This is a genomic window from [Flexibacter] sp. ATCC 35208, assembly GCF_001975825.1.
GTDB lineage: Bacteria > Bacteroidota > Bacteroidia > Chitinophagales > Chitinophagaceae > Chitinophaga.
The window spans coordinates 46,783-68,135 of the sequence record NZ_MTKN01000040.1 but is presented as its reverse complement, the minus strand read 5'-3'; the positions used below and the strand labels follow the sequence as shown (position 1 = coordinate 68,135).

15 protein-coding genes are annotated in these 21,353 nt (G+C 45.0%); 11 read left to right on the top strand and 4 right to left on the bottom strand.

The features are described 5' to 3' along the window. Nucleotides 1–185: 185 nt before the first annotated feature. Complete coding sequence (locus tag BW716_RS22725) at nucleotides 186–1,505, top strand: citrate (Si)-synthase, eukaryotic (RefSeq protein ID WP_083726305.1); 1,320 nt, start codon at nucleotides 186–188, stop codon at nucleotides 1,503–1,505. A gap of 83 nt (nucleotides 1,506–1,588) precedes the next feature. Here the strand turns inward: BW716_RS22725 and BW716_RS36225 are convergent, their stop codons facing one another. Next, complete coding sequence (locus tag BW716_RS36225) at nucleotides 1,589–1,792, bottom strand: hypothetical protein (RefSeq protein ID WP_179091231.1); 204 nt, start codon at nucleotides 1,790–1,792, stop codon at nucleotides 1,589–1,591. Between BW716_RS36225 and recG the strand changes: the two genes are divergently transcribed. The 10 genes from recG (at nucleotide 1,779) to BW716_RS22675 (ending at nucleotide 17,855) form a co-directional block, all read left to right on the top strand. Further along, the gene (gene recG / locus BW716_RS22720; protein WP_143708977.1) at nucleotides 1,779–3,896 is read left to right on the top strand and encodes an ATP-dependent DNA helicase RecG; all 2,118 of its coding nucleotides are present in this window, start codon (nucleotides 1,779–1,781) and stop codon (nucleotides 3,894–3,896) included. The two genes, BW716_RS36225 and recG, sit on opposite strands and share 14 nt — an antisense overlap. Before the next feature lie 299 nt (nucleotides 3,897–4,195). Beyond that, nucleotides 4,196–7,864, top strand: coding sequence for a PKD domain-containing protein (locus BW716_RS22715; protein WP_143708976.1), 3,669 nt, complete (start codon nucleotides 4,196–4,198; stop codon nucleotides 7,862–7,864). Nucleotides 7,865–7,869: 5 nt separating this feature from the next. Continuing rightward, complete coding sequence (locus BW716_RS22710; RefSeq protein ID WP_083726333.1) at nucleotides 7,870–8,892, top strand: PorP/SprF family type IX secretion system membrane protein; 1,023 nt, start codon at nucleotides 7,870–7,872, stop codon at nucleotides 8,890–8,892. A gap of 140 nt (nucleotides 8,893–9,032) precedes the next feature. Further along, nucleotides 9,033–9,608: a hypothetical protein gene (locus BW716_RS22705; protein WP_143708975.1), complete on the top strand. Its 576-nt coding sequence runs from the start codon at nucleotides 9,033–9,035 to the stop codon at nucleotides 9,606–9,608. Nucleotides 9,609–10,381: 773 nt separating this feature from the next. Further along, nucleotides 10,382–11,080: a TIGR00730 family Rossman fold protein gene (locus BW716_RS22700; RefSeq protein ID WP_083726297.1), complete on the top strand. Its 699-nt coding sequence runs from the start codon at nucleotides 10,382–10,384 to the stop codon at nucleotides 11,078–11,080. 51 nt (nucleotides 11,081–11,131) lie between these two features. After that, nucleotides 11,132–11,776 carry an O-methyltransferase gene (locus BW716_RS22695; protein WP_083726295.1) on the top strand — a complete coding sequence of 215 codons (645 nt, stop codon included), beginning with the start codon at nucleotides 11,132–11,134 and terminating at the stop codon, nucleotides 11,774–11,776. Between the two features lie 64 nt (nucleotides 11,777–11,840). Next, a complete protein-coding gene (locus BW716_RS22690) occupies nucleotides 11,841–13,802 on the top strand; it encodes a glucosaminidase domain-containing protein (RefSeq protein ID WP_083726293.1) in 1,962 nt (653 codons plus the stop codon). A gap of 22 nt (nucleotides 13,803–13,824) precedes the next feature. Next, nucleotides 13,825–14,367: a hypoxanthine phosphoribosyltransferase gene (gene hpt, locus BW716_RS22685; protein WP_083726291.1), complete on the top strand. Its 543-nt coding sequence runs from the start codon at nucleotides 13,825–13,827 to the stop codon at nucleotides 14,365–14,367. Between the two features lie 208 nt (nucleotides 14,368–14,575). Beyond that, nucleotides 14,576–16,546 (top strand): von Willebrand factor type A domain-containing protein, encoded by a 1,971-nt coding sequence (locus tag BW716_RS22680; RefSeq protein ID WP_083726289.1) that lies wholly within the window; start codon nucleotides 14,576–14,578, stop codon nucleotides 16,544–16,546. 187 nt (nucleotides 16,547–16,733) lie between these two features. Then, nucleotides 16,734–17,855 carry a glycosyltransferase family 4 protein gene (locus BW716_RS22675; protein ID WP_083726287.1) on the top strand — a complete coding sequence of 374 codons (1,122 nt, stop codon included), beginning with the start codon at nucleotides 16,734–16,736 and terminating at the stop codon, nucleotides 17,853–17,855. A 228-nt stretch (nucleotides 17,856–18,083) separates the two neighbouring features. Here the strand turns inward: BW716_RS22675 and BW716_RS22670 are convergent, their stop codons facing one another. The 3 genes from BW716_RS22670 to dnaJ form a co-directional block, all read right to left on the bottom strand. Continuing rightward, nucleotides 18,084–19,124, bottom strand: coding sequence for a glycosyltransferase (locus tag BW716_RS22670; protein ID WP_083726285.1), 1,041 nt, complete (start codon nucleotides 19,122–19,124; stop codon nucleotides 18,084–18,086). Continuing rightward, a complete protein-coding gene (locus BW716_RS22665; RefSeq protein ID WP_083726283.1) occupies nucleotides 19,121–20,065 on the bottom strand; it encodes a class I SAM-dependent methyltransferase in 945 nt (314 codons plus the stop codon). Before BW716_RS22665 ends, BW716_RS22670 begins: the two co-directional genes overlap by 4 nt. Nucleotides 20,066–20,164: 99 nt before the next feature. Further along, nucleotides 20,165–21,328 (bottom strand): molecular chaperone DnaJ, encoded by a 1,164-nt coding sequence (dnaJ, locus tag BW716_RS22660; protein ID WP_083726281.1) that lies wholly within the window; start codon nucleotides 21,326–21,328, stop codon nucleotides 20,165–20,167. Nucleotides 21,329–21,353: the final 25 nt, after the last annotated feature.

Genomic DNA, 21,353 nt, shown 5'->3' with positions numbered 1-21,353 from the left:
TTCTTTAATATTTAGTGAATGTAGGATTATTTACTTGTTAGTATTTTGATAGCCAGTAGTTTACATTTTTGCGCATGAATTATCGCCTCTTTCAGGCTGATCATATTAATGTTAAGTTCATTAACAAATCATTACTTTTGACAATTGATCGTCTTTTTGTTATCATTACCAATTAACAGTTTAAAATGGGTCATATAAAAGAAAAATTTAAGGTCAAGGCCGATGAGCTGAACGTTGAGATTAAAGACCTTGTTAAAAACCACGGAACCAGAAAAATTGAGGATGTAACAGTAGCACAGGTGTACCAGGGACAACGCGGTATTACCGGTTTGGTTACAGAAACTTCGTTACTGGATGCAAATGAAGGTATCCGCTTCCGCGGCTTCAGCATTCCTGAGCTGCGCGAAAAACTGCCGAAAGTGAAAGGCGGAGAGGAGCCATTACCGGAGGGACTGTTTTATTTGATGTTAATAGGAGAGTTGCCCACCGAAGCAGATGTACAGTATTTATCCGCCCAGTTTGCACGTCGTTCGCATGTGCCGACGCACGTATTTGCTGCGATCGATGCATTGCCTGTGAGTACCCACCCAATGACCATGTTCACTGTAGGGGTGATGGCGTTGCAGACAGAATCTGCTTTTGCCAAAGCTTATGCAGAAGGTATCAATAAAAAAGATTACTGGAGCTATATGTATGACGATACAATGGATCTCATTGCCCGTCTGCCTCGTATAGCTGCTTATATATACCGTCGTAAATACAAGAACAATTTACATATTCAGCCAAATGGTCTGTTGGACTGGGCTGGTAACTTCGCACACATGCTGGGTTATGAAGATGAGGCCTTCCGTGAGCTGATGCGTTTGTACATGGTGATTCACGCTGACCACGAAGGTGGTAACGTAAGTGCGCATACCACTCACCTGGTAGGTTCTGCACTGAGCGATGCATATCTGTCATTTGCTGCAGGTATGAATGGTCTGGCAGGTCCATTGCATGGCCTGGCTAACCAGGAAGTGATTAAGTGGATCCTGAAGATGCGTGAGGAACTGGGTGTATCAAATCCTTCAAAACAACAGATTGAAGAATATGTACGCAAAACCCTTGCAGATGGTAAGGTAGTACCAGGTTATGGTCACGCCGTACTCCGTAAAACAGATCCTCGTTTCACAGCACAGATGGAGTTTGCAAAGAAACATCTGGCTGATGATGAACTGGTGAATATTGTATGGAATGTATATGAAACTGTACCACCGATCCTGGAAGATCTGGGTAAGGTAAAGAACCCATGGCCTAACGTAGATGCACATTCTGGTGCACTGTTGGTACATTATGGTTTGGTAGAGTATGAATTCTATACAGTATTGTTTGGTGTATCCCGCGCATTGGGAGTTTTAGCCTCGCTTTGTTGGGATCGTGCACTTGGTTTCTCACTCGAAAGACCAAAGAGTGTTACTACTGAGTGGATGAAGCAGTTTGTAGAAGGGAAGGTGGAAGCGGAGTAATTCTTTAATAAAAATAAATTTTAAAGAGCGAACTAAAAGAACCTGCGAAGGGACTTTAGTTCGCTCTTTTGTATTTCCGGCATTTACCAGTCTTTTTCAGTCTTTTCAGGCAATTGAATTTTGCCAGAGGCAAAATTCAATTGCCTGCTCGCGAAAATCGAGGATTTGCTGAAAGCAAATCCTCGATTTTCGCCAATTGGATAAACAGCTTTTCCGCCAATTGTATAAATGGCTTTTTTAAAGGCGCGACTTCCGCTATTTTTGTATTTCATCATGGAAGCCTCCATTCGAACTGCCATATTATCCAATCCAATAGAGTACCTGAAAGGCGTCGGCCCTCAACGGGGAGAACTCCTGCGCAAAGAAGCCGGTATCCACACCTTCAGGGATCTGCTGAGTTATTTCCCCTTCCGCTACGTAGACCGTACCAAAGTGGAAAAAATCATCAGCCTCCATGCTCAAATGGATTTCGTGCAGATCAGAGGCCGCATCACCAGCATTGAAACCGTCGGCGAAAAACGTGCAAAACGCCTCGTCGCCACTTTGCGCGACGACACCGGCGAAATACCTCTCGTCTGGTTTCAGGGACATCAATGGATGGAAAAATCCCTCCAGCAACACACCAACTACCTTGTATTCGGACGCCTCTCCGTATTCAACGGCTACCTGCAAATGTCCCACCCGGAAATGGACCTGGTCACAGAAGAAACCGTCACCGGTAAACCAACGCTGGAACCAGTCTATTCCACCACCGAAAAATTAAAAGCCAGGGGATTAACTGCAAAGGCTATTGGCAAGCTCACTAAAAATCTGCTTGAACAACTGTCTCCGCACGAGATCCCTGAAAATATCCCACTCCCGGTCATTCACCAATACCGGCTGATGGAAAGATCAAAATCCTTCTTCAAAATTCACTTCCCTGCCAGCGAAGAGGATGCAGCACAGGCCAGAAGAAGACTGAAATTTGAAGAACTGTTCCTGGCCCAGATCCGCATCTGCCGGCTCAAGATCAGAAGGCAAGCGGCCTCACACGGATTTTTGTTCACAAGCGTAGGTGATACGTTTAATACTTTTTACAACGAACACCTCCCGTTCTCTCTGACCGGCGCACAAAAAAGAGTACTGAAGGAAATCAGGCAGGACACCGCCACCGGCCGTCAGATGAACCGGTTAGTGCAGGGAGATGTAGGTAGCGGCAAAACCATGGTAGCCCTGCTTACTATGCTCCTCGCCATCGACAACGGATTTCAGGCCTGCCTTATGGCACCCACCGAAATCCTCTCACAGCAGCACTACAAAAGCATTGCCGAACTCCTTGAAAAAATGGACCTGAAAGTCGCACTGCTCACCGGCAATGTAAAAGGCAAAGCTCGCAAACAGATCTTAAAAGATACAGAAGAAGGAAACATACAAATTCTCATCGGCACCCACGCCCTGCTGGAAAATCAGGTGGTTTTCCGCAACCTGGGCCTCGCCATCGTAGATGAACAACACCGTTTTGGGGTAGCGCAGCGCGCAAGGTTATGGCAAAAAAACACCATGCCTCCGCACATCCTTGTTATGACAGCAACACCCATCCCCCGTACACTGGCCATGACCGTTTACGGTGACCTGGATGTGTCTGTCATCGATGAACTACCTCCCGGCCGTAAGCCTATCACCACAGTACACCGTACAGAATGGCAGCGCCCTTCAGTAATGAATTTTATCAAAGATGAAATCAAAAAGGGCCGCCAGGCATACATTGTGTACCCATTGATCGAAGACTCTGAAACCCTTGATTATGAGAATCTCATGAAAGGGTATGAAGAGGTCAAGGCTTTCTTCCCGGAACCACAGTACTTTATCAGCATGGTACATGGCAAGCAACCGGTGGATATGAAGGAAACCAATATGCATCGTTTCGTAACCGGCGACACCCAGATCATGGTGGCTACTACTGTGATAGAGGTAGGGGTAAACGTACCCAATGCCTCTGTAATGGTGATAGAAAGTACGGAAAGATTCGGCCTTTCCCAGCTGCACCAGCTCAGAGGCCGCGTGGGTAGGGGCGCAGAGCAGTCCTACTGTATCCTCATGACAGGCAACAAACTGGGGGCTGACTCAAAAGAACGTATCAATGTAATGGTACAAACCAACGATGGATTCCTTATTTCAGAAAAAGATATGGAACTGAGAGGTCCCGGTGATATAGAAGGTACCCGCCAAAGTGGGATACTGGATTTAAAACTGGCTGATATCGTGGCCGACAAAGCCATTCTCGAAGCCGCCCGTGCCAGCGCAGAGAAAATTTTACAGGAAGATCCCGATCTTACATTGCCTGAAAATCAGGCGTTACAGCATTATCTGGCCGTGCAGCAAGGGAAATCACAGTGGAGCAAAATCTCCTGACCCGTTACCCAGGAAAATAACTTGAGAATGCAAAATTTACTGCCGGGTTTTTACGTTTATCTATAAATGAGCCCCGGTTTACTGGTATAATAGAAAGTTTAACTTAAACTCCCCCGGGGGGGGCTATCTAAATTCCCGTAGCTGGAAGGTTGGGATAATACTATACTAAAGGTTGGCGCTGTTATTGCGGTAACATATGTACCGACGTCTGCGTTAAAGCTTAGAGACATTGATCAGAAACAAAATACTCCTTATCCATTGATATCCCAGTGGATAAAAACAAGAAATATACAATACGGATGAAATGTAGTTTCCCTATAGGCTGCTTAGCTTTTATAATTTCGCTTTTTGTAGGCGAACGTGTAATGGCACAGACGGCGACAGCGCAGGAAATGTATTATAGCAGAGCCCTGCAATTCACAGAGAATAAAGGGCAATGGACAGGCGATTTCCTATACAAAGCAGATATGGGTGGTGGCGCCGTATTCCTGAAGCGCACCAGTTTTATGTTCTTATTACAGAACAAAGACGACATGTTTGCACTGGCTGAAAAAATGCACGGTCATGCCCGCACCAACGATACCACGTGGCAATTCGTTCCGGGTACAGTGACCACCAGCACCAGCTCTGTATCCCGTTCTTCATCCTCTTCCACCAGCAATACTTCCGATTCCCTCCCTGTGATCAGAAGCCATGCTTACGAAGTGACCTTCTTAAATGCCAACAATCCTGAGATCTCCGCAGATAAAGCAGCAGACAGCTACTCCAATTACCTGATCGGAAATGATAAGTCTAAATGGGCCTCTCATGTAAAATCTTATGGATTGGTCAATTACAAATCACTGTACACCGGTATTGATATGCAGGTGTATTCAGATGCAGGTGTTTTGAAATATGACCTGATTGTACAACCCGGTGCAGATCCATCACAGGTACAGTTACAATATTCCGGCGCCAATAAAGTGGAAGTGAAGAAAGGAAACCTGATCATCACTACCTCAGTAGGTACGGTGACAGAACAGATGCCGCTGGCTTATCAGTATATCGACAACGAACGTGTAACAGTAAAAGTATCCTACTCCCTGAGTGGCGATAAACTGAAATATAAAGTTAGCGGTGATTACAACAAGGCATATCCGCTCATCATTGATCCGAGTTATATCTTCTCTACCGTATCCGGTTCTACAGCTGACAACTGGGGCTTTACCGCTACCTACGATGGTGCGGGTAATTTTTATGGAGGCGGTATCGTGTTCGGCACAGGTTATCCTGTTACTACCGGTGCTTTTCAGACACAGTACAACCACAGTGGTACATTCGATATCGGCATCAGTAAATTCAGTTCCAATGGCCGTCAGTTAATTTATGCCACATATCTTGGTGGTAGCGGCAAGGAACAACCACATAGCTTATTCGTAGATGCAAATAATAACCTCGTTATATCAGGCAGAACGACCTCAACCGACTATCCTTATTCCAAATTGATTGGTACACAGGGTGGCTGGGATATCGTCGTGACAAAACTGAATGCAGATGGTTCAGCTTATATCGGTTCTTTGATGATTGGGTCCTCTTCTGATGATGGGGTGAATATTCGTGAAGACAGAACGCAGGGTTCAAGTTTACTACTCCGCAACTATGGCGATGATGCACGTAGTGAAGTGGTGATTGACGATGCCGGTTATATCTACGTAGCCAGCTGTACCCGCGGTAGTAATTTTCCGGTGACAACAGGCGTACTCCAACCCACTTTTGGTGGTAAACAGGATGGCGTGATTATGAAATTGAATCCTACCTGTACAGATATGGTATGGGCTACATTTATAGGTGGCAGCAATGAAGATGCAGCATTTGTATTAGCATTGAATGGCACCAGCAGTCTGTATGTAGCAGGGGGTACTGCCAGTACCGATTTTCCTATCAAAGGAAGTACACTTTATACATCCTACAAAGGTGGTGCATGTGATGGCTGGATAGCACACATCACAACAGACGGTAAGACCATCACGCAAAGTACCTACATGGGTGCTTCTACTGCCGCTGCCGATCAGGTATATGGCATACAGATGGATGACAAAGGTTTTGTGTACATCATGGGTACAACAGAAGGCACCTGGCCGGTGGTACAACCTACAGGTACGACCTCTTTCTACAATGATAATTCCAGGCAGTTCATTGCAAAACTGCAACCTGACTTGTCTGCATTTGTATACAGTACCACATTTGGTAAATCCGCTTCCACGCCTAGTATTTCGCCGGTAGCCTTTCTGGTAGATCGTTGCGAGAATGTGTATGTATCCGGATGGGGTGGTGGTATTGATGTGAGTCTGCGTTATCCTAACTCGAATACGAGTGGAATGCCGATCAAAAATCCATTGCAACGTACCACGGATAGTCAGGATTTTTACTTCTTCGTGTTGCAAAAAGATGCAACGGATATCCTCTTTGGTAGCTACTTTGGAGGAAATGGTACATACGAACACGTGGATGGTGGTACCAGCCGTTTCGACAGAAATGGGGTGATCTACCAGGGTATTTGTGCATGGTGTGGAACAGGTACCAGCTACAGGCCAAGGTACCCCACTACACCCGGAGCATATGCTACGACAGCACCACCTGATGATAAGTGTAACCTGGGTTGTTTGAAGATTGCATTCAATCTCGATGGGGTAAGAGCAGGTATCAAAACAGAAGATAGAAAAACAAATTATTGTGTGCCCGCCACCATAACATTCATAGATACAACGGGTACAAGTGCAGTGACCTGGACTTGGAACTTTGGTGATGGAACAACCGTTACCGGTACTGATGATACAGTGACACATACTTACAATAATTCAGGGAACTATACAGTGACCCTGATCAAATGTGATCCGGCCAGTTGTAATGGTTGTGATACGTCTACACTGGAACTGCGTATCAGAACAGACGAAGCGGTATTCGACATGACAGCGGCCAGACAACCACCATGTGAATCGCTGAGTTACCTTTTTGACCTGGTGAGCACACCACCCAAACCTTATCAGAGCAATTCATTCACATTGAATTTTGGTGATGGTACTGCACCAGTGACAGTAGGCCCATCTGACTTCCCATATGCACATTCATTTGCTGCAGAAGGTGTGTACAATGTAACGCTGACACTCGTAGATACAAACTATTGTAATGCCCCGGATGTAGATACAGTGACACTGCGCGTAGCGGCAAATGTGAAAGCATCGTTCATTGTGGCAGACAGTAGTTGTGTACCTGCAACACTGGACTTTAATAACACAACATCTGGTGGTGAAACATTTACCTGGGACTTTGGTGATGGCGGTACATCGACAGATGTAAATCCAACACACACTTACTATACAGCAGGTGAGTATACCATCAGTCTGCATGTGGTAGATAACAACACCTGTAACAAGGAGGATGATACCACCGTTACAATACATGTATTCGATGCACCAACAGCGGACTTTACATATTCGCCGGTGACACCGATAGAGAATACACCGGTTACATTTACGAATCAATCTTCTGCAGATGCGATCAGTTTCGACTGGGAATATGGAGATGGCAATGGTTCTACAACAACGAACCCGGTGTATCAGTATAATTCAACAGGCGTGTATGATGTATCACTGATAGCTGTAAATGCAGCAGGATGTAAGGATACAGCTGTGAAGCAGGTAAGTGCGATCGTGATACCATTGTTCGATATTCCTTCCGCTTTCTCTCCGAATGGAGATGGGGTGAATGATGTGTTCCTTGTGAAAGGATTTGGTATCTCTAAGTTCAACATGAAAATTTATAACCGCGTAGGCCGGTTGGTATTCGAAACGAATGATGCGAATATTGGCTGGAACGGGGTATACGCTGGATCCATTCAGCCAATGGATGCCTATGCCTTTGTCATCAATGTACAGTTCAATGATGGCACTTCGGCGACAAAGAACGGTAGTGTAACCTTGTTAAGATGATGTACATGAAGCAGTTTGTAAAATTTATCGCGGGTTGTATAATGCTGTTGGGAACAGCATTACAGGGAAATGCGCAGGACATGCATTTCTCGCAGTACTTCAATGCACCATTGCTGACTAACCCGGCCAATACAGGTTTTATACCCGATGGTAACTACCGGTTGGGAGTTACTTACCGCGATCAGTGGGCGAGTATACCTGTGCCCTATAGAACCATGTCTGCATTTGGCGATTTTCAGTTGTTTCGCGACAAGCTGGAATATGGCTGGGTAGGCGTGGGAGGTGTGCTGTTGCGTGATGTAGCAGGTTCGGGCAATCTGACTTCTACAAAGGCGTATGCGTCTGTCGCATATCACCAGTTGTTGGGCCAGAGTAGTTTGTTGTCATTAGGGTTTAATGTGGGTAGTGCAAACAAGAGAGTGGATGTAACCAAACTGACATTTGGCGATCAGTGGAATGGAAAATTCTTTGATGCCCAGGTGCCGACATCAGAGCCTTTCAGTGCAACGAGTGTGACTTACTATGATATGCAGGTGGGTATGAACTATGCATATTTCCCAACAGAAAATATTTACATCAATGCAGGTGTATCCGCACAGCATGTGAATAAGCCACGTGAGACTTTTTATGAAGGCAATACCATCATTCCAAGGCTCTATACAGGTTTTATCAATGCCAGCATAAAGATGAGTGATAAGGTGATTATTAACCCTTCGGCTTATTATGCAAGACAGGCGGGATCGAATGAGGTAGTGATGGGTGGTCACCTGGCGTATAATCTTTCAGAGCATGGGGAGACACAGTTGTATGGTGGGGCGTATTATCGGGTAAAAGATGCGGCAGTATTGCTGGTGGGATATCAGTTGAAAGGAGTGAAGATGATGTTTAGTTACGATGCAACGATGTCGTCGCTTGCTGCTGCAAATAGCCACAGGGGCGCTTATGAGATAGGGATTGTATATACAGGATTGTATACGAACAGGTCATTTAGCAATGCAAAACGCATGACGATTTGTCCTAGTTTCTAATGATATTTTAATGTTGAAAAACCGTTTTTACCACAGGTAAAAGCGGTTTTTTCATTATATCCAAATGCAGTAACTTGCTGCTTATCACCATCGTTAAACTATTGGTGGTTTCAACAATCAAATAATACTCAAAGTATACTATGAAACGATTATTATTTTGCTTATTCCTGTTAGTTACCGTGCAACTTACGCAGGCACAGTACTACAAAACAGACACCGCAAGAAAGAAAGAATTCGACGCATCCCGTCTTATGATTGGTGGGTCAGTAGGTCTTGCTTTTGGGGATTATACCAATATTGATTTTTCTCCATTGATAGGTCTGCGTATTAATCAAATGTTTGCAGCAGGTGTGGCACTCAATGCACAGTACGGTTCGGAGCGCTTCCGTTACTATGATGGTACCACCTCTCAGCGTAACCAGTATTCAATATTAGGTGGCGGGCTCTGGGGGCGTTTTTATCCTTTTGATTTCATGTTTATCCATATACAGCCTGAATATAACTTTATCAATGTAAAGACAACGTTGTATGATCCAAAGGAGACGTATTCAGATCATTATGGGGTACCGAGTTTGCTGATGGGTGGAGGTTATGTACAACCGATCAGTGACAAGGCGGCTATCAATATCATGGCATTGTATGATGTAATACAGGATAGCAGATCACCTTATTCGAATGGATTGATCCTGCGGGTAGGAGCTACGTTAGGGTTGTAATCCTATTAAATTCGTAAGAAGGGCTGACTGGTTTTCTGGTTGGCCCTTTTTTATTTCCCTTTACCAGCTGTATTTTAGCGTAGATAAATTGTAGGATTGACACGGTTATTTAATTTGTTATCACAGCTGTCATGATTATTTCAGCGTCATAATTGTTTTTATGGGTTATTATCAGTAATTTTTGTAGAAATTGGCCTTCCACGTTGCCTGGCCAAAAGGATAAACCACGTTAGGATGAAGGCATTGTACTGTACACAAAGCTGCTGCGGCAGAGAGCATATTATTATTTGAGGAAAAACCCGAAGTGACCAGCACCTGTGCTGTTTTTTGTTATGCTATATACTTAGTGATTGTGTCAATCCAGCATAAAGATATTTAAGGTAGTGCGGTAGGCCTTATGGCTGCTGCATGTTCATAACGTGTTAAATGTTAAGCGGGTTTCTTTCAAGTTACCTGCTTCCTTAAGCTTATTGTTATTATAGTTCAAATGGAATTAACTATTTAGGGTAATATAAGGCCCCTTTCCTCCTCTTTCTCTTCAGTCCTTTAGATTCAAAAACGCCTCTTCCTGCTCCTGGAATCAGCCTGAGGATTGTCTTTTCCTTTCTCTTCAGTCCTTTAGATTCAAAAACGCCTCTTCTATGCTGCCGCAGGCCAATTCCCCTTATTCATATTACTCATATGAGAAAAACCCACTTTTAGCCTGTCCCATATCACACCCCTAATCCCCAATTCTCCGTATTTTAGCTTATATAAAAAAATCCATAGCTATAATGAACGATCGTTTAATGAATTTGAAAGAAAGGGACTGGACAGAAACCAAAGCACATTCCAGCTGGCAGATTTTTAAGATCATGGCCGAATTCGTAGAAGGCTTCGAGGCCATGGCCAAAATGGGTCCTTGCATCTCCATTTTCGGTTCTGCCAGAACCAAGCCTGGCAATAAATATTACGAACTCGCCCACGAAATAGGCCGTCGCCTGGCCGACGAAGGTTTCGGTATCATCACCGGCGGTGGCCCCGGCGTTATGGAAGCTGCCAACCGCGGTGCCCAGGAAGCAAAGGGTAAATCAGTAGGTGCAAACATCACCTTGCCACACGAGCAGTTCCCCAATCCATACGTAGACCACGACAAAAACCTCCATTTCGACTACTTCTTTATTCGTAAAGTCATGTTTACCAAGTACTCCCAGGGCTTTATCATGATGCCAGGTGGTTTCGGTACCATGGATGAATTCTTTGAAGTAGCCACCCTCATCCAGACCAAGAAGATGACAGAAACGCCGATGGTACTGGTAGGCAAGGAATATTGGAGTGGCTTGCTGGAATGGATCCGCACCACCATGATGGAAAAGGAAAGCAATATAGCACCTGAAGACCTGGGACTCTTAAAGTTATTCGATACTGCTGACGAGGTAGTAGAGTATTTTAGGGTATTCTACACCACCAACAAGCTGCGGCCGAACTTCTAAAACCGCATTCCTTCCCGGTATTTTCTGTAGGTTTGCAAAAATTAAGCGTAAATGGATATAATTCCAACCAACGTGGAAGCGTTTGCAGAGAAGTACACCACCCCGGAAAGCGAGGTGTTGCGACAGTTGAACAGGGAAACAAATCTGAAGGTAGAGCAGCCACATATGCTGAGTGGTCACCTGCAGGGGCAGTTCCTTAGCCTGGTTAGCCATATGCTGCGCCCGGAAAGGATATTGGAACTAGGGACATATACAGGATATTCCGCCATTTGCCTGGCGCAGGGCCTCACGCCTACAGGTGTATTGCATACGATAGACATTAACGAAGAAAGGGAAGATATGTGCCTGCGTTACTTTGAGAAAGCAGGCCTTTCAGATAAGATCAAAATGCATATTGGCAAAGCAGCGGATATTATTGCGCAGTTTGACGAGGTATTTGATCTGGTATTTATTGATGCAGACAAAGTAGGGTATGAGAAATATTATGATCTCGTGTGGGAAAAATTACGTCCCGGCGGGATCATTTTAGCAGATAATGTGATGTTTCATGGAGAGACTTTGCTGGAGAGTTCACAGCAGAGCAATAACGCGAAGGCGATGGTAAGGTTTTGTGAGAAAGTGGCTGCAGATGGGCGTTCCGAACAGTTATTGCTCACCCTGAGAGACGGATTGCTGATGATCAGGAAAAAGAGTTGAGGCAAATTCACCAACACGCAGAAAATGCAGTTAAAACAAAGACTAACCCATCAAATTCATATACATGCAACTAAGGAGAGCCTTTTTCACGGTCAGTTTTCTAATTGGCTGCATGCCACTGGTGAAAGCGCAGACCACGTCGACACCGCAGTACATTGCGATGTATAAGGATATCGCGATCGATGAAATGAAGCGGAGTGGAATTCCTGCTTCCATCACCCTTGCACAGGGGGTCCTGGAAACACAGTCAGGTAATAGCTGGCTGGTACAGAATTCCAATAATCACTTTGGTATCAAATGTAAAAACAACTGGACAGGCGCTACCGTGAATTATGATGACGACGCCCGCCAGGAATGCTTTCGCAAATACACCACAGCTGCTGATTCTTACAAGGATCACTCTGACTTCCTGAAGAATAACCCACGCTATAGTTTTCTCTTCTCCTTTCAGCTGGAAGATTATAAATCATGGGCATATGGTTTAAAACAGGCGGGTTATGCAACAAGCAAAACATATCCTCAGCAGCTGATTAAGGTTATTGAAGATTATAACTTACAGCAATATACAAAGGAAGGAGAGGGCCTGGTACCAAGGTCTACGCCATCAACTTCCGCTTCCACCACCACAAAACCTTCCACCACTACTACCGGAAAAGGCAATACAGCAACTGCTGATAAGCCTATTCCAACTGGCATATTTGAAATCAATGGTCGTAAAGTAATTTATGCACAGGCAGGTACTGCATTGATTCAATTAGCGAGTGAAAAGGATGTGAAGCTGCGTAATCTCGTGAAGTATAATGACCTGGAAAATGATGATCCTTTGCCAAAGAGTAATTATATCTTTTTGGAGAAAAAAGGGAAGTCAGGGAAGAATGATTTTCATGTAGTGAAACAGGGTGAAACCATGTACGATATTTCTCAGGCAGAAGGTATACAGTTACGTTGGTTACGCCGTCGTAACAAAATGAAGGAAGGTGAGGAGCCGGCAGCAGGCCAGAAACTGGCGCTGCAGGGATTTGCAAGCGTAAAACCTGAACTGGCGAAGAATGCACCGGTAGAAGATCCGACAGAAGGAGATCTGAATCCAAAGGAGATAGTGGATGATGTGAAGACAGAAATGGAACGTCAGCAACAGTTGGCGCAACAGCAACAGGTACAGCAACAACAGGCACAATCACAACAGCAGGTGAATAAATTGCCTGATGGGATGGTGGATGATTTGAAGAAGATAGGAGAGGTGACACCAGCTGGTACAAGCACTTCTGCAAAACCTGCGGCAACAGCCACTAAAACAACACCAACTTATAATCCGGCACCGGCTGCAACAGGAACAGTTACTGCAACAGCGCCAACAGCTCCTGTAGTAAATGCATCTGCAAGCGTAGGTACATCCGCCTCAACACCAGCTAAAGCAACACCAACCTACAATCCGGCACCGCCAGTAACAACAGGAACAGTTACAGCAACAGCTCCAGCAGCTCCTGTAGTAAATGCATCTGCAAGTGTAGGTACATCCGCGGCTGCACCAACTGCTCAGGCATCAACACCTACCTACAATCCGGCACCACCGGTAGCAACAGGTACGGTTACTGCTACCACACCAGCATCACCAGTAATAAATGCATCTGCAAGTGTAGGTACATCCGCGGCTGCACCAACCGCTCAGGTATCAACACCTACCTACAATCCGGCACCACCGGTAGCAACAGGTACAGTTACTGCTACCACACCAGCAGCTCCTGTAGCACCATCACCGGCTACACCAACAGAGGCACCAGCCACGCAGTCACCTGCTCAGCCAGTAGCCACCACACCCAATACCCCACCTCCTCCTGCATCCAACGGATTGCCTGAGGGAACTATTCAGGTAGGTAATTTGTTGTACCACGACGTCACTTCCAAAGAAACATTATATGGCATAGCCAAACGCTATAACGTAACCGTAGAGCAGTTACGGGAATGGAATCATCTGGAAGCCTACGACATTAAAATCGGTCAAAGGCTTTTAGTAGGAAAAATTTAAACAATCGTAAATAAGGAAACACATGTCTGTTATACAGGTTCATGACAAGCAATTCACACCCTACATCAACGCAGATAAGCTGCAGGCGCGTATTCAGGAACTGGCAGCTGCTATCAGCAACGACCTGAAAGGTGAGAAACCATTATTCATTGCCATCCTCAACGGCTCCTTTATGTTTGCCGCTGATATTTTTAAATACCTGACCATAGAAGCGGAGATCTCGTTTATCAAACTCGCTTCTTACAAAGGCATGAAGTCGACTGGAAATGTAGTGCAGGCGATTGGTCTGGATGAAGATCTGTTTGGCCGTACGGTAGTGATCCTGGAGGATATTGTGGATACAGGAAAGACATTGAGTCAGTTCCTCCCACAGTTAGAACATCAGCAACCAAAGAGACTGTTGGTGACTTCTCTGCTTACTAAACCAGAAGCGATGAAGTACCCGATCAAGATTGATTATTTAGGTTTTAGTGTGCCTAACAAGTTCCTCCTTGGTTATGGTTTAGACTATGATGGATTAGGAAGGAATTTACCGGAAATTTATCAGTTAGTAGAACAGGCTTAAGGCAATTCAAAGGAGCAGAATTCCTTGCAGCAGAAAAGTCCCCCTCTCCAGGCATCAGCCTAAAAAGAGAAAGCTTCCATGCTGCCGCAGGTCACCTTCGAGGACATCCCTCCATCTGGTGTCAGTCAAATAATAAAGCAAAAATCTCTTCTGCCTAAAAAGCAGAAGAGATTTTTGCTTATATTACACTAACTGATGCAAAACCCACATGGTAAAGCTTCTCATGCTGCTCGCCAGCCTGCTACTCCTTGTACCTGCGAATGCACAGAAAATTTACATCACCGGAGCCGTAGAGGACAGTATTTCACACAATCCCTTACCCGGTGTATTAATCTCAGTGATCAATGATACCGTAAAAGTCGCTACCAATCAGTACGGTCTTTTTCGGATTGCGGTGCCTTCTCAGGACGCTATACTACTCTTTCAACTGGACAAATACCGTCCTAAAAGAATTCCTATAGGTGTGTACAACCGCATCCTCGTTCAACTCGACGCCCTCGACAACCCCCAGGACGCCATCGCCAAAGCCAAAGCCATTGCCCGCAACCGCTCTTCCAGCGGTTCCAACCCAAACTATGGCAACACCAGCATGGGCACCCGTGTCTTCTTCGATGAAACCTACGGCGCCCTCTACGAAAATCAATTCATGAAAACCCTCATCCGCAGCCATTCTACTTTCGCTGTAGATGTAGACAGAGCTGCCTATAGCAATATCCGCCGTTTCATCCACCTCAAAGAAAAGATTCCTGTCGATGCCGTACGCATTGAAGAAATGCTCAACTATTTCAACTACCATTATCCTCCTCCGAAAAAAGGTCAGACCCTCGCCCTCTACAGCAGTTACGCCACCTGCCCCTGGAAACCTGAACACCGGTTACTGCAAATTGTGGTAAGGGGTGAAGTCATGGATACAGATAGTCTGCCTCCCAGCAATCTCGTATTCCTGATTGATGCCTCCGGCTCAATGGCTCCCGCCAATAAACTACCATTACTACAAGCTGCCTTCCGCATCCTTGTCAATAACTTAAGAAAGAACGACCATGTCGCCATCGTTGCTTACGCTGGTGCCCCAGGCATCATTTTGCCAAGTACCCCTGGCGATCAGAAAGATAAAATCCTCAATGCTATCGACAACCTCAGTGCTGGTGGCGCCACTGCCGGCGAAGCGGCTATCAAACTCGCTTACCAGCTGGCACAGGATAACTTTATTAAAGATGGCAACAATCGCGTCATCATGGCTACTGATGGGGATTTCAATGTAGGTCAGACCAGCGATCTGGATATGGAACAACTCATTGTCAGCAAAAAGGAGAGTGGGGTACTGCTCACCTGCCTGGGTTTCGGCATGCGTGATTATAAAGATAGCAAACTCCAAACCCTATCCAGTAAAGGCAACGGCAACTTTGCCTATATCGACAACCTGGAAGAAGCCAGTAAAATTTTCGCTAAAGAATTTGGGGGTACCTTGTTCACTGTTGCCAAAGATGTACAGGCAGAAGTTTACTTCAACCCTGCTATGGTCAAGTCTTACCGCCTGATTGGATATGAAAATAAAGTGATCAGCAATGCAGATACAACTGGTGGGCGTGTTTCCGGAGGGATTGTGGGTGCAGGGCATTGTGCGATTGCGATGTATGAAATAGTGCCAGGTACTGAACTTCGCAATCTATCTGGCAGTGAAGGTCACTTTCTCACTGGCAGTAAAGAAGGGCAATCCCTTCCCGGTACGAAAGAAGGCCAATCCCTTCCCAATACTGAAGACCTCTCTCTCCCTGGCTCTAAAGAAAGCCAATCTCTTCCCAATCCCGAAACTCACTCCTTCCCCAATTCCGGCACCCACCCCCGTCCCGACACCGATGCCGTATTTAACTCCCACGACACCCTATTAGCCCAAATCCGAATCAACTACCAACTCCCCACAGACTCCTCCTCCCACACCATCTGGCACCAGATACACAATTTCTGTATAGACTTCCAGGATGCAGACGTCGATTTCCGTTTTGCAACCTCCGTTGCATTATGTGGCATGCTTTTAAGACATTCTGCCTACAAAGGAGATGGAGATAGCAAAATGGTATTAGAAATTGCAAAAACAGCATTGGGAGACGATCCGGGTAATTACAGAAAAGAATTTATCAAGCTGGTAAAAGACCTGAAAAAAAATAAAAGCATCAATTAGTATTATTATTCTAGGGATATATACTTGATTTATAGTCAATTAATACGCAATATGAATAGGGGAATTCTTGCCTCAACTGTTATTTATTGTTAAAAGTTTACCTTGCTAATTAAACTTTGCATTATTTGTGCATCTAACCTTTCGTCAATTCAACCTATTGTGTAAGAACTAAAAACTTGGGAAACCTATGCATGGCAAGTCAGTAATGATTCTTGAACTAAACTTCGAGCGTGGATGGCGTGGTGGAGAACGGCAAACTATGTATACCATGTCCGGTTTCAAAGAAGCCGGTCTTAATGTAGAACTACTCTGTAGAAAAAACTACCCGCTGGAAAAAAAGGCAAATGAGAAGGGGTTTAAAACGCAATCATTTGCAAACATTTTTGGCGTACTCTTCTTCCTGATCTTCAAGGGAAGCCGTTATGATGTGCTTCATGCGCAATCTTCCCACATCCTCACTTATGCTATTCTTTCCAAGCCCTTCCACAGGGCTAAGATCATTTTTACCCGTCGCGTGGATTTTGTTCCCCACGGAAAGATGACGTTAATCAAATATAAACTCACTGACCAGGTCGTTGCTATCAGCCACGCCATCAAACGTATATTGACAGACTTTGGTGCTAAAGATGTCCGTTTGATATCCAGTGCTATTATGGCAAAGAAACTGGATAAGTCCAGGGCAGAAAAGATACTCACTGATGCCGGCGTTGATCCGTCATTACACCTGATCGGCACCACGGCTGCACTTGTACAACACAAAGATCCACTCACTATGATCGAAGCCATCCGTGAACTGGCAACTGTACGTCGTGATTTTGTATTCCTGCACTTTGGAAAAGGGGAGCTGGAACAACAAATGCGTGATAAAATAGCTGAATACGGTTTGGATGATGTGTATAAACTGATGGGCTTTTATGATAATGTAGAGGATATTTTCTCTGTGTTAGACATCTTCACCATGAGTTCAGAACAGGAAGGATTAGGTAGTAGCGTACTGGATGCCTTTATGTATCGCGTACCTGTAGTTTCTACAAATGCAGGTGGCTTGTCAGATCTGGTACAGGGTGGGAGAGCAGTTTCCTGCGAAGTACATCAACCGCAACAACTGGCTGCCGGTATACAGTCGTTACTGGAAGAACCTTTGAAAAGAGAGTCAGTGGCCAGACGTGCATTTGCCTACACAACTGAAAGACATAGCCTCAATTGTATTACACGTTCTTACCTGGAATTGCTGCATGAAATGGGCACCCGGATTGATCTGAATATTGTTGAAAAATTAGCACATACAATGCAGCCTACGCAGGCATAATGGATCTTAGTATAAAGGGGATAATGGATCAATGTAAATGCTTTACCTGTAATCACGCACGCTTAATTTCGAGAGCCAGAAAAATGCAGCCTGCGCAGGCATAATGGATCTTAGTATAAAGGGGATAATGGATCAATGTAAATGCTTACCTGTAATCACGCATGCTTAATTTCGAGAGCCAGAAAAATGCAGCCTACGCAGGCATAATACACCTTAATATAATCACACCTACTGAATTTCCAGTGCCAGATTATATACCAGCTGCCCAATTGCACGATGATTATACTTCGTGCAAATAGCCTCGGATGCACCTTGCGCCAGTTGCGCCCTCAGCACCACATTCTCCTTCAATAACAAAATCTTTTCTGCAATCGCCGATGGTGTATTTGCTGTCAATAAAATGCTTTTCCCATTTTCAAACACCTCCTTTATCGCAGGAGACTCTTTACTAATGATCGCCTTCTTCAACGCAGCATAATGAAATATCTTATTCGGTATCACTAAATCCGCTTTCAGCGTCTCTCCAAATATCCCCAAACAAATATCAAAATTATTCATCTCCCCTGCCAATTGATCATAAGCTACCCAACCCGGTAAACTAATATTACTCAATTGATATTGCGCTACTAATTGCTGTATTACTTTATACTCAAAACCATTTCCAATCAACCGGAAATGAATATCTGCATGATCCTTTAAAACATTCGCCGCCTCCACAATCATACGTGTGCCCTGCAAAGGAATAAAACCACCATAAAACCCCACTACAAAAGTATCCCGTAATCCAATAGCAGGTGCCGGTGGAAATTCATCTGTATTCACCCCCACTGGCACTACCCGCAATTTCCGCAAAGGAATACTAAAAGTCCTATGATAATAATCCCGATGCCCTTCTGTATCGCAAATAACAAGGTCCGCCATGCGCATAGAAAGCTTATCCTTCAGATAATTTTTCAATGCTCTCGGAGAATACCTGTTCACCTTCTTATAATCAAACACTTTAGACAGATACCTTGAGATCAATGGATCAAACAACACCGGCTTGCCGGAAAGCATCTTAATCATCGCCACATCCTGGTGTGTAAATGCAGGCAAAAAGATCACATCCGCATCCCCACACGCTTTGCGCAGGGCCGCGAAATTCCATTTACGTTGCTCCTTATAATTGTAAAAAGAAAGCGACACAGCAGGAATAGTACGTAAACCATCCAGGATAATTTTCGTACGATTATAATCAGCTTCAAAATCTCCGGCTACCAGTATTCTCATTTGATGATCTTATAACATTTCCTGATCAGCTTCTGCTGAAAATCAAACGGCATCGTCTGCCCGGTAATATCCTTGATCGTACCCGCCTGAATCTGTTCCGTATCCAGCTGAAACTTACGATAGTTATTACTAAAATACACCACCCCCCCAGGTTTGGTCGCATGCAATACCTTATTCAAAATAACCACATGATCTCTCTGTATATCGAGGAATTCCTTCATGCGCTTGCTATTAGAAAAAGTGGGAGGATCAAGCACTACCAGATCGAAATAATCAGCAGGCAATGTATCCAGGTATTGCAATACATCTGCATGTACAAACTGAAAATTACCTTTCAGATCATTCAGCTGCATATTCTCTTCCGCCCATGCCAAATAGGTCTTAGACAAATCTACAGACACCACTTCGCTGGCACCACCTGCAGCAGCATACACAGAAAAGGAACCTGTATAACAGAAGAGGTTCAGCACTTTCATATCCTTCGCACTCTCCCGGACCATGCCCCTTGTAATACGGTGATCCAAAAAGAGACCTGTATCCAGGTAATCAGAAAGATTGACTTTGAATTTCAGCCCTGCTTCATGCACCACCACCTCATGGCTTTCAAAAGAAAGCTTCTCATACTGTTCCTGCCTGCTGGCTTTTCGCTGTCTTTGCTTCACCCATATCTTGTTCAGTGGCACATCCAGTACCTTGCCTACTACTTCCAGAGAGCTATCCAGCCACGTCTCATGGGTCTCCTCATCCATACCATGTGGGCGATCGTATTCTGCCACATAGATATGATCGTCATAGCGATCCACACTGAATGGAAATTCATTGATATCATCATCATACACCCTGTAACAGGTGATGTTCTGGCGGCGGGCAATTTTACCAATATGGCGATAAACCTTTACCAACCGGTTTTCTAGCATTTGTAATTTGGAAGGATCGAACATGGGGAGTAAAATTATGGCTAAAAAGCGAAAAATCCGTTGATCACATAGCGATCAACGGATTTTTCGGGCCGGGCAGGTCACCTGCCACAAGCTATAACCTTAGCTAAAAATGTCTCTTACTTTTTCAAAGAAGCCTTTCTCAGACTTATCCGGCTTCGGCTGGAAGTTGTCTGAACTCTGTACCTTTTCCAGGAAAGTTTTCTCCTCACTGTTCACCTGCTGAGGTGTCCATACATTCACATGGATCAGCTGATCGCCTTTCTCATAAGAATTCACGGAAGGGAAACCTTTACCTTTTAACCTGAATACCTTACCGGATTGTGTACCAGCCGGGATCTTGATCTTTGCCTTACCATCGATGGTCGGCACCTCTACCGAAGTACCAAACACCGCATCAGGGAAGGAAATGTACAGGTCAAAGGCTACATTCAGCCCATCCCTTTGCAGTTCCGGATGTGGTTCCTCTTCAATGAGGATCAGCAGATCCCCGGGAGCACCCCCTCTTTCACCGGCATTACCTTTACCGCTCATGCTCAGCTGCATACCTTCCTGTACACCTGCCGGAATGTCGATGCTTACCATTTCTTCACCATACATACGGCCTTCACCTTTACAGTGTCCGCATTTGCTGGTAATGATCTGGCCTTCGCCATGACAGGTTGGACAGGTAGCTACTGTCTGCATCTGACCCAGGAAAGTCTGGGTTACTTTTCTTACCTGACCGGACCCATGACAGGTATTACAGGTCTGGAAAGCGTTTTTATCTTTCGCACCCAATCCGCCACAATGCTGACAGGGTACATGTTTTTTAACCTTGATCTTTTTATTGGCACCTTTGGCGATCTCTTCATAGGTCATGCGGATCTTAATACGAAGATTGGAACCACGTGTACCTCTGCCACGTCTGCCAGCACCGCCGCCGGCACGGTTACCACCGAAGAAGCTGCCAAAGATATCGTCTCCGAAAATGTCTCCGAAATTGGAGAAGATATCATCCATGTTCATGTTACCGCCACCGTAACCGCCACCGCGATTACCCATACCCGCGTGACCAAAACGGTCATACTGGGCACGCTTGTCCGCATCGCTCAATGCCTCGTAGGCTTCAGCTGCCTCTTTAAATTTTTCTTCTGCTTCCTTATTGTTGGGATTGCGGTCAGGATGGTACTGCATAGCTACCTTACGGTATGCCTTTTTAATTTCATCCTGGGAGGCAGACTTGGCGACGCCCAGTATTTCGTAATAATCTCGTTTGGTAGACATATATCGCACTATAGCCGGCGTTTCG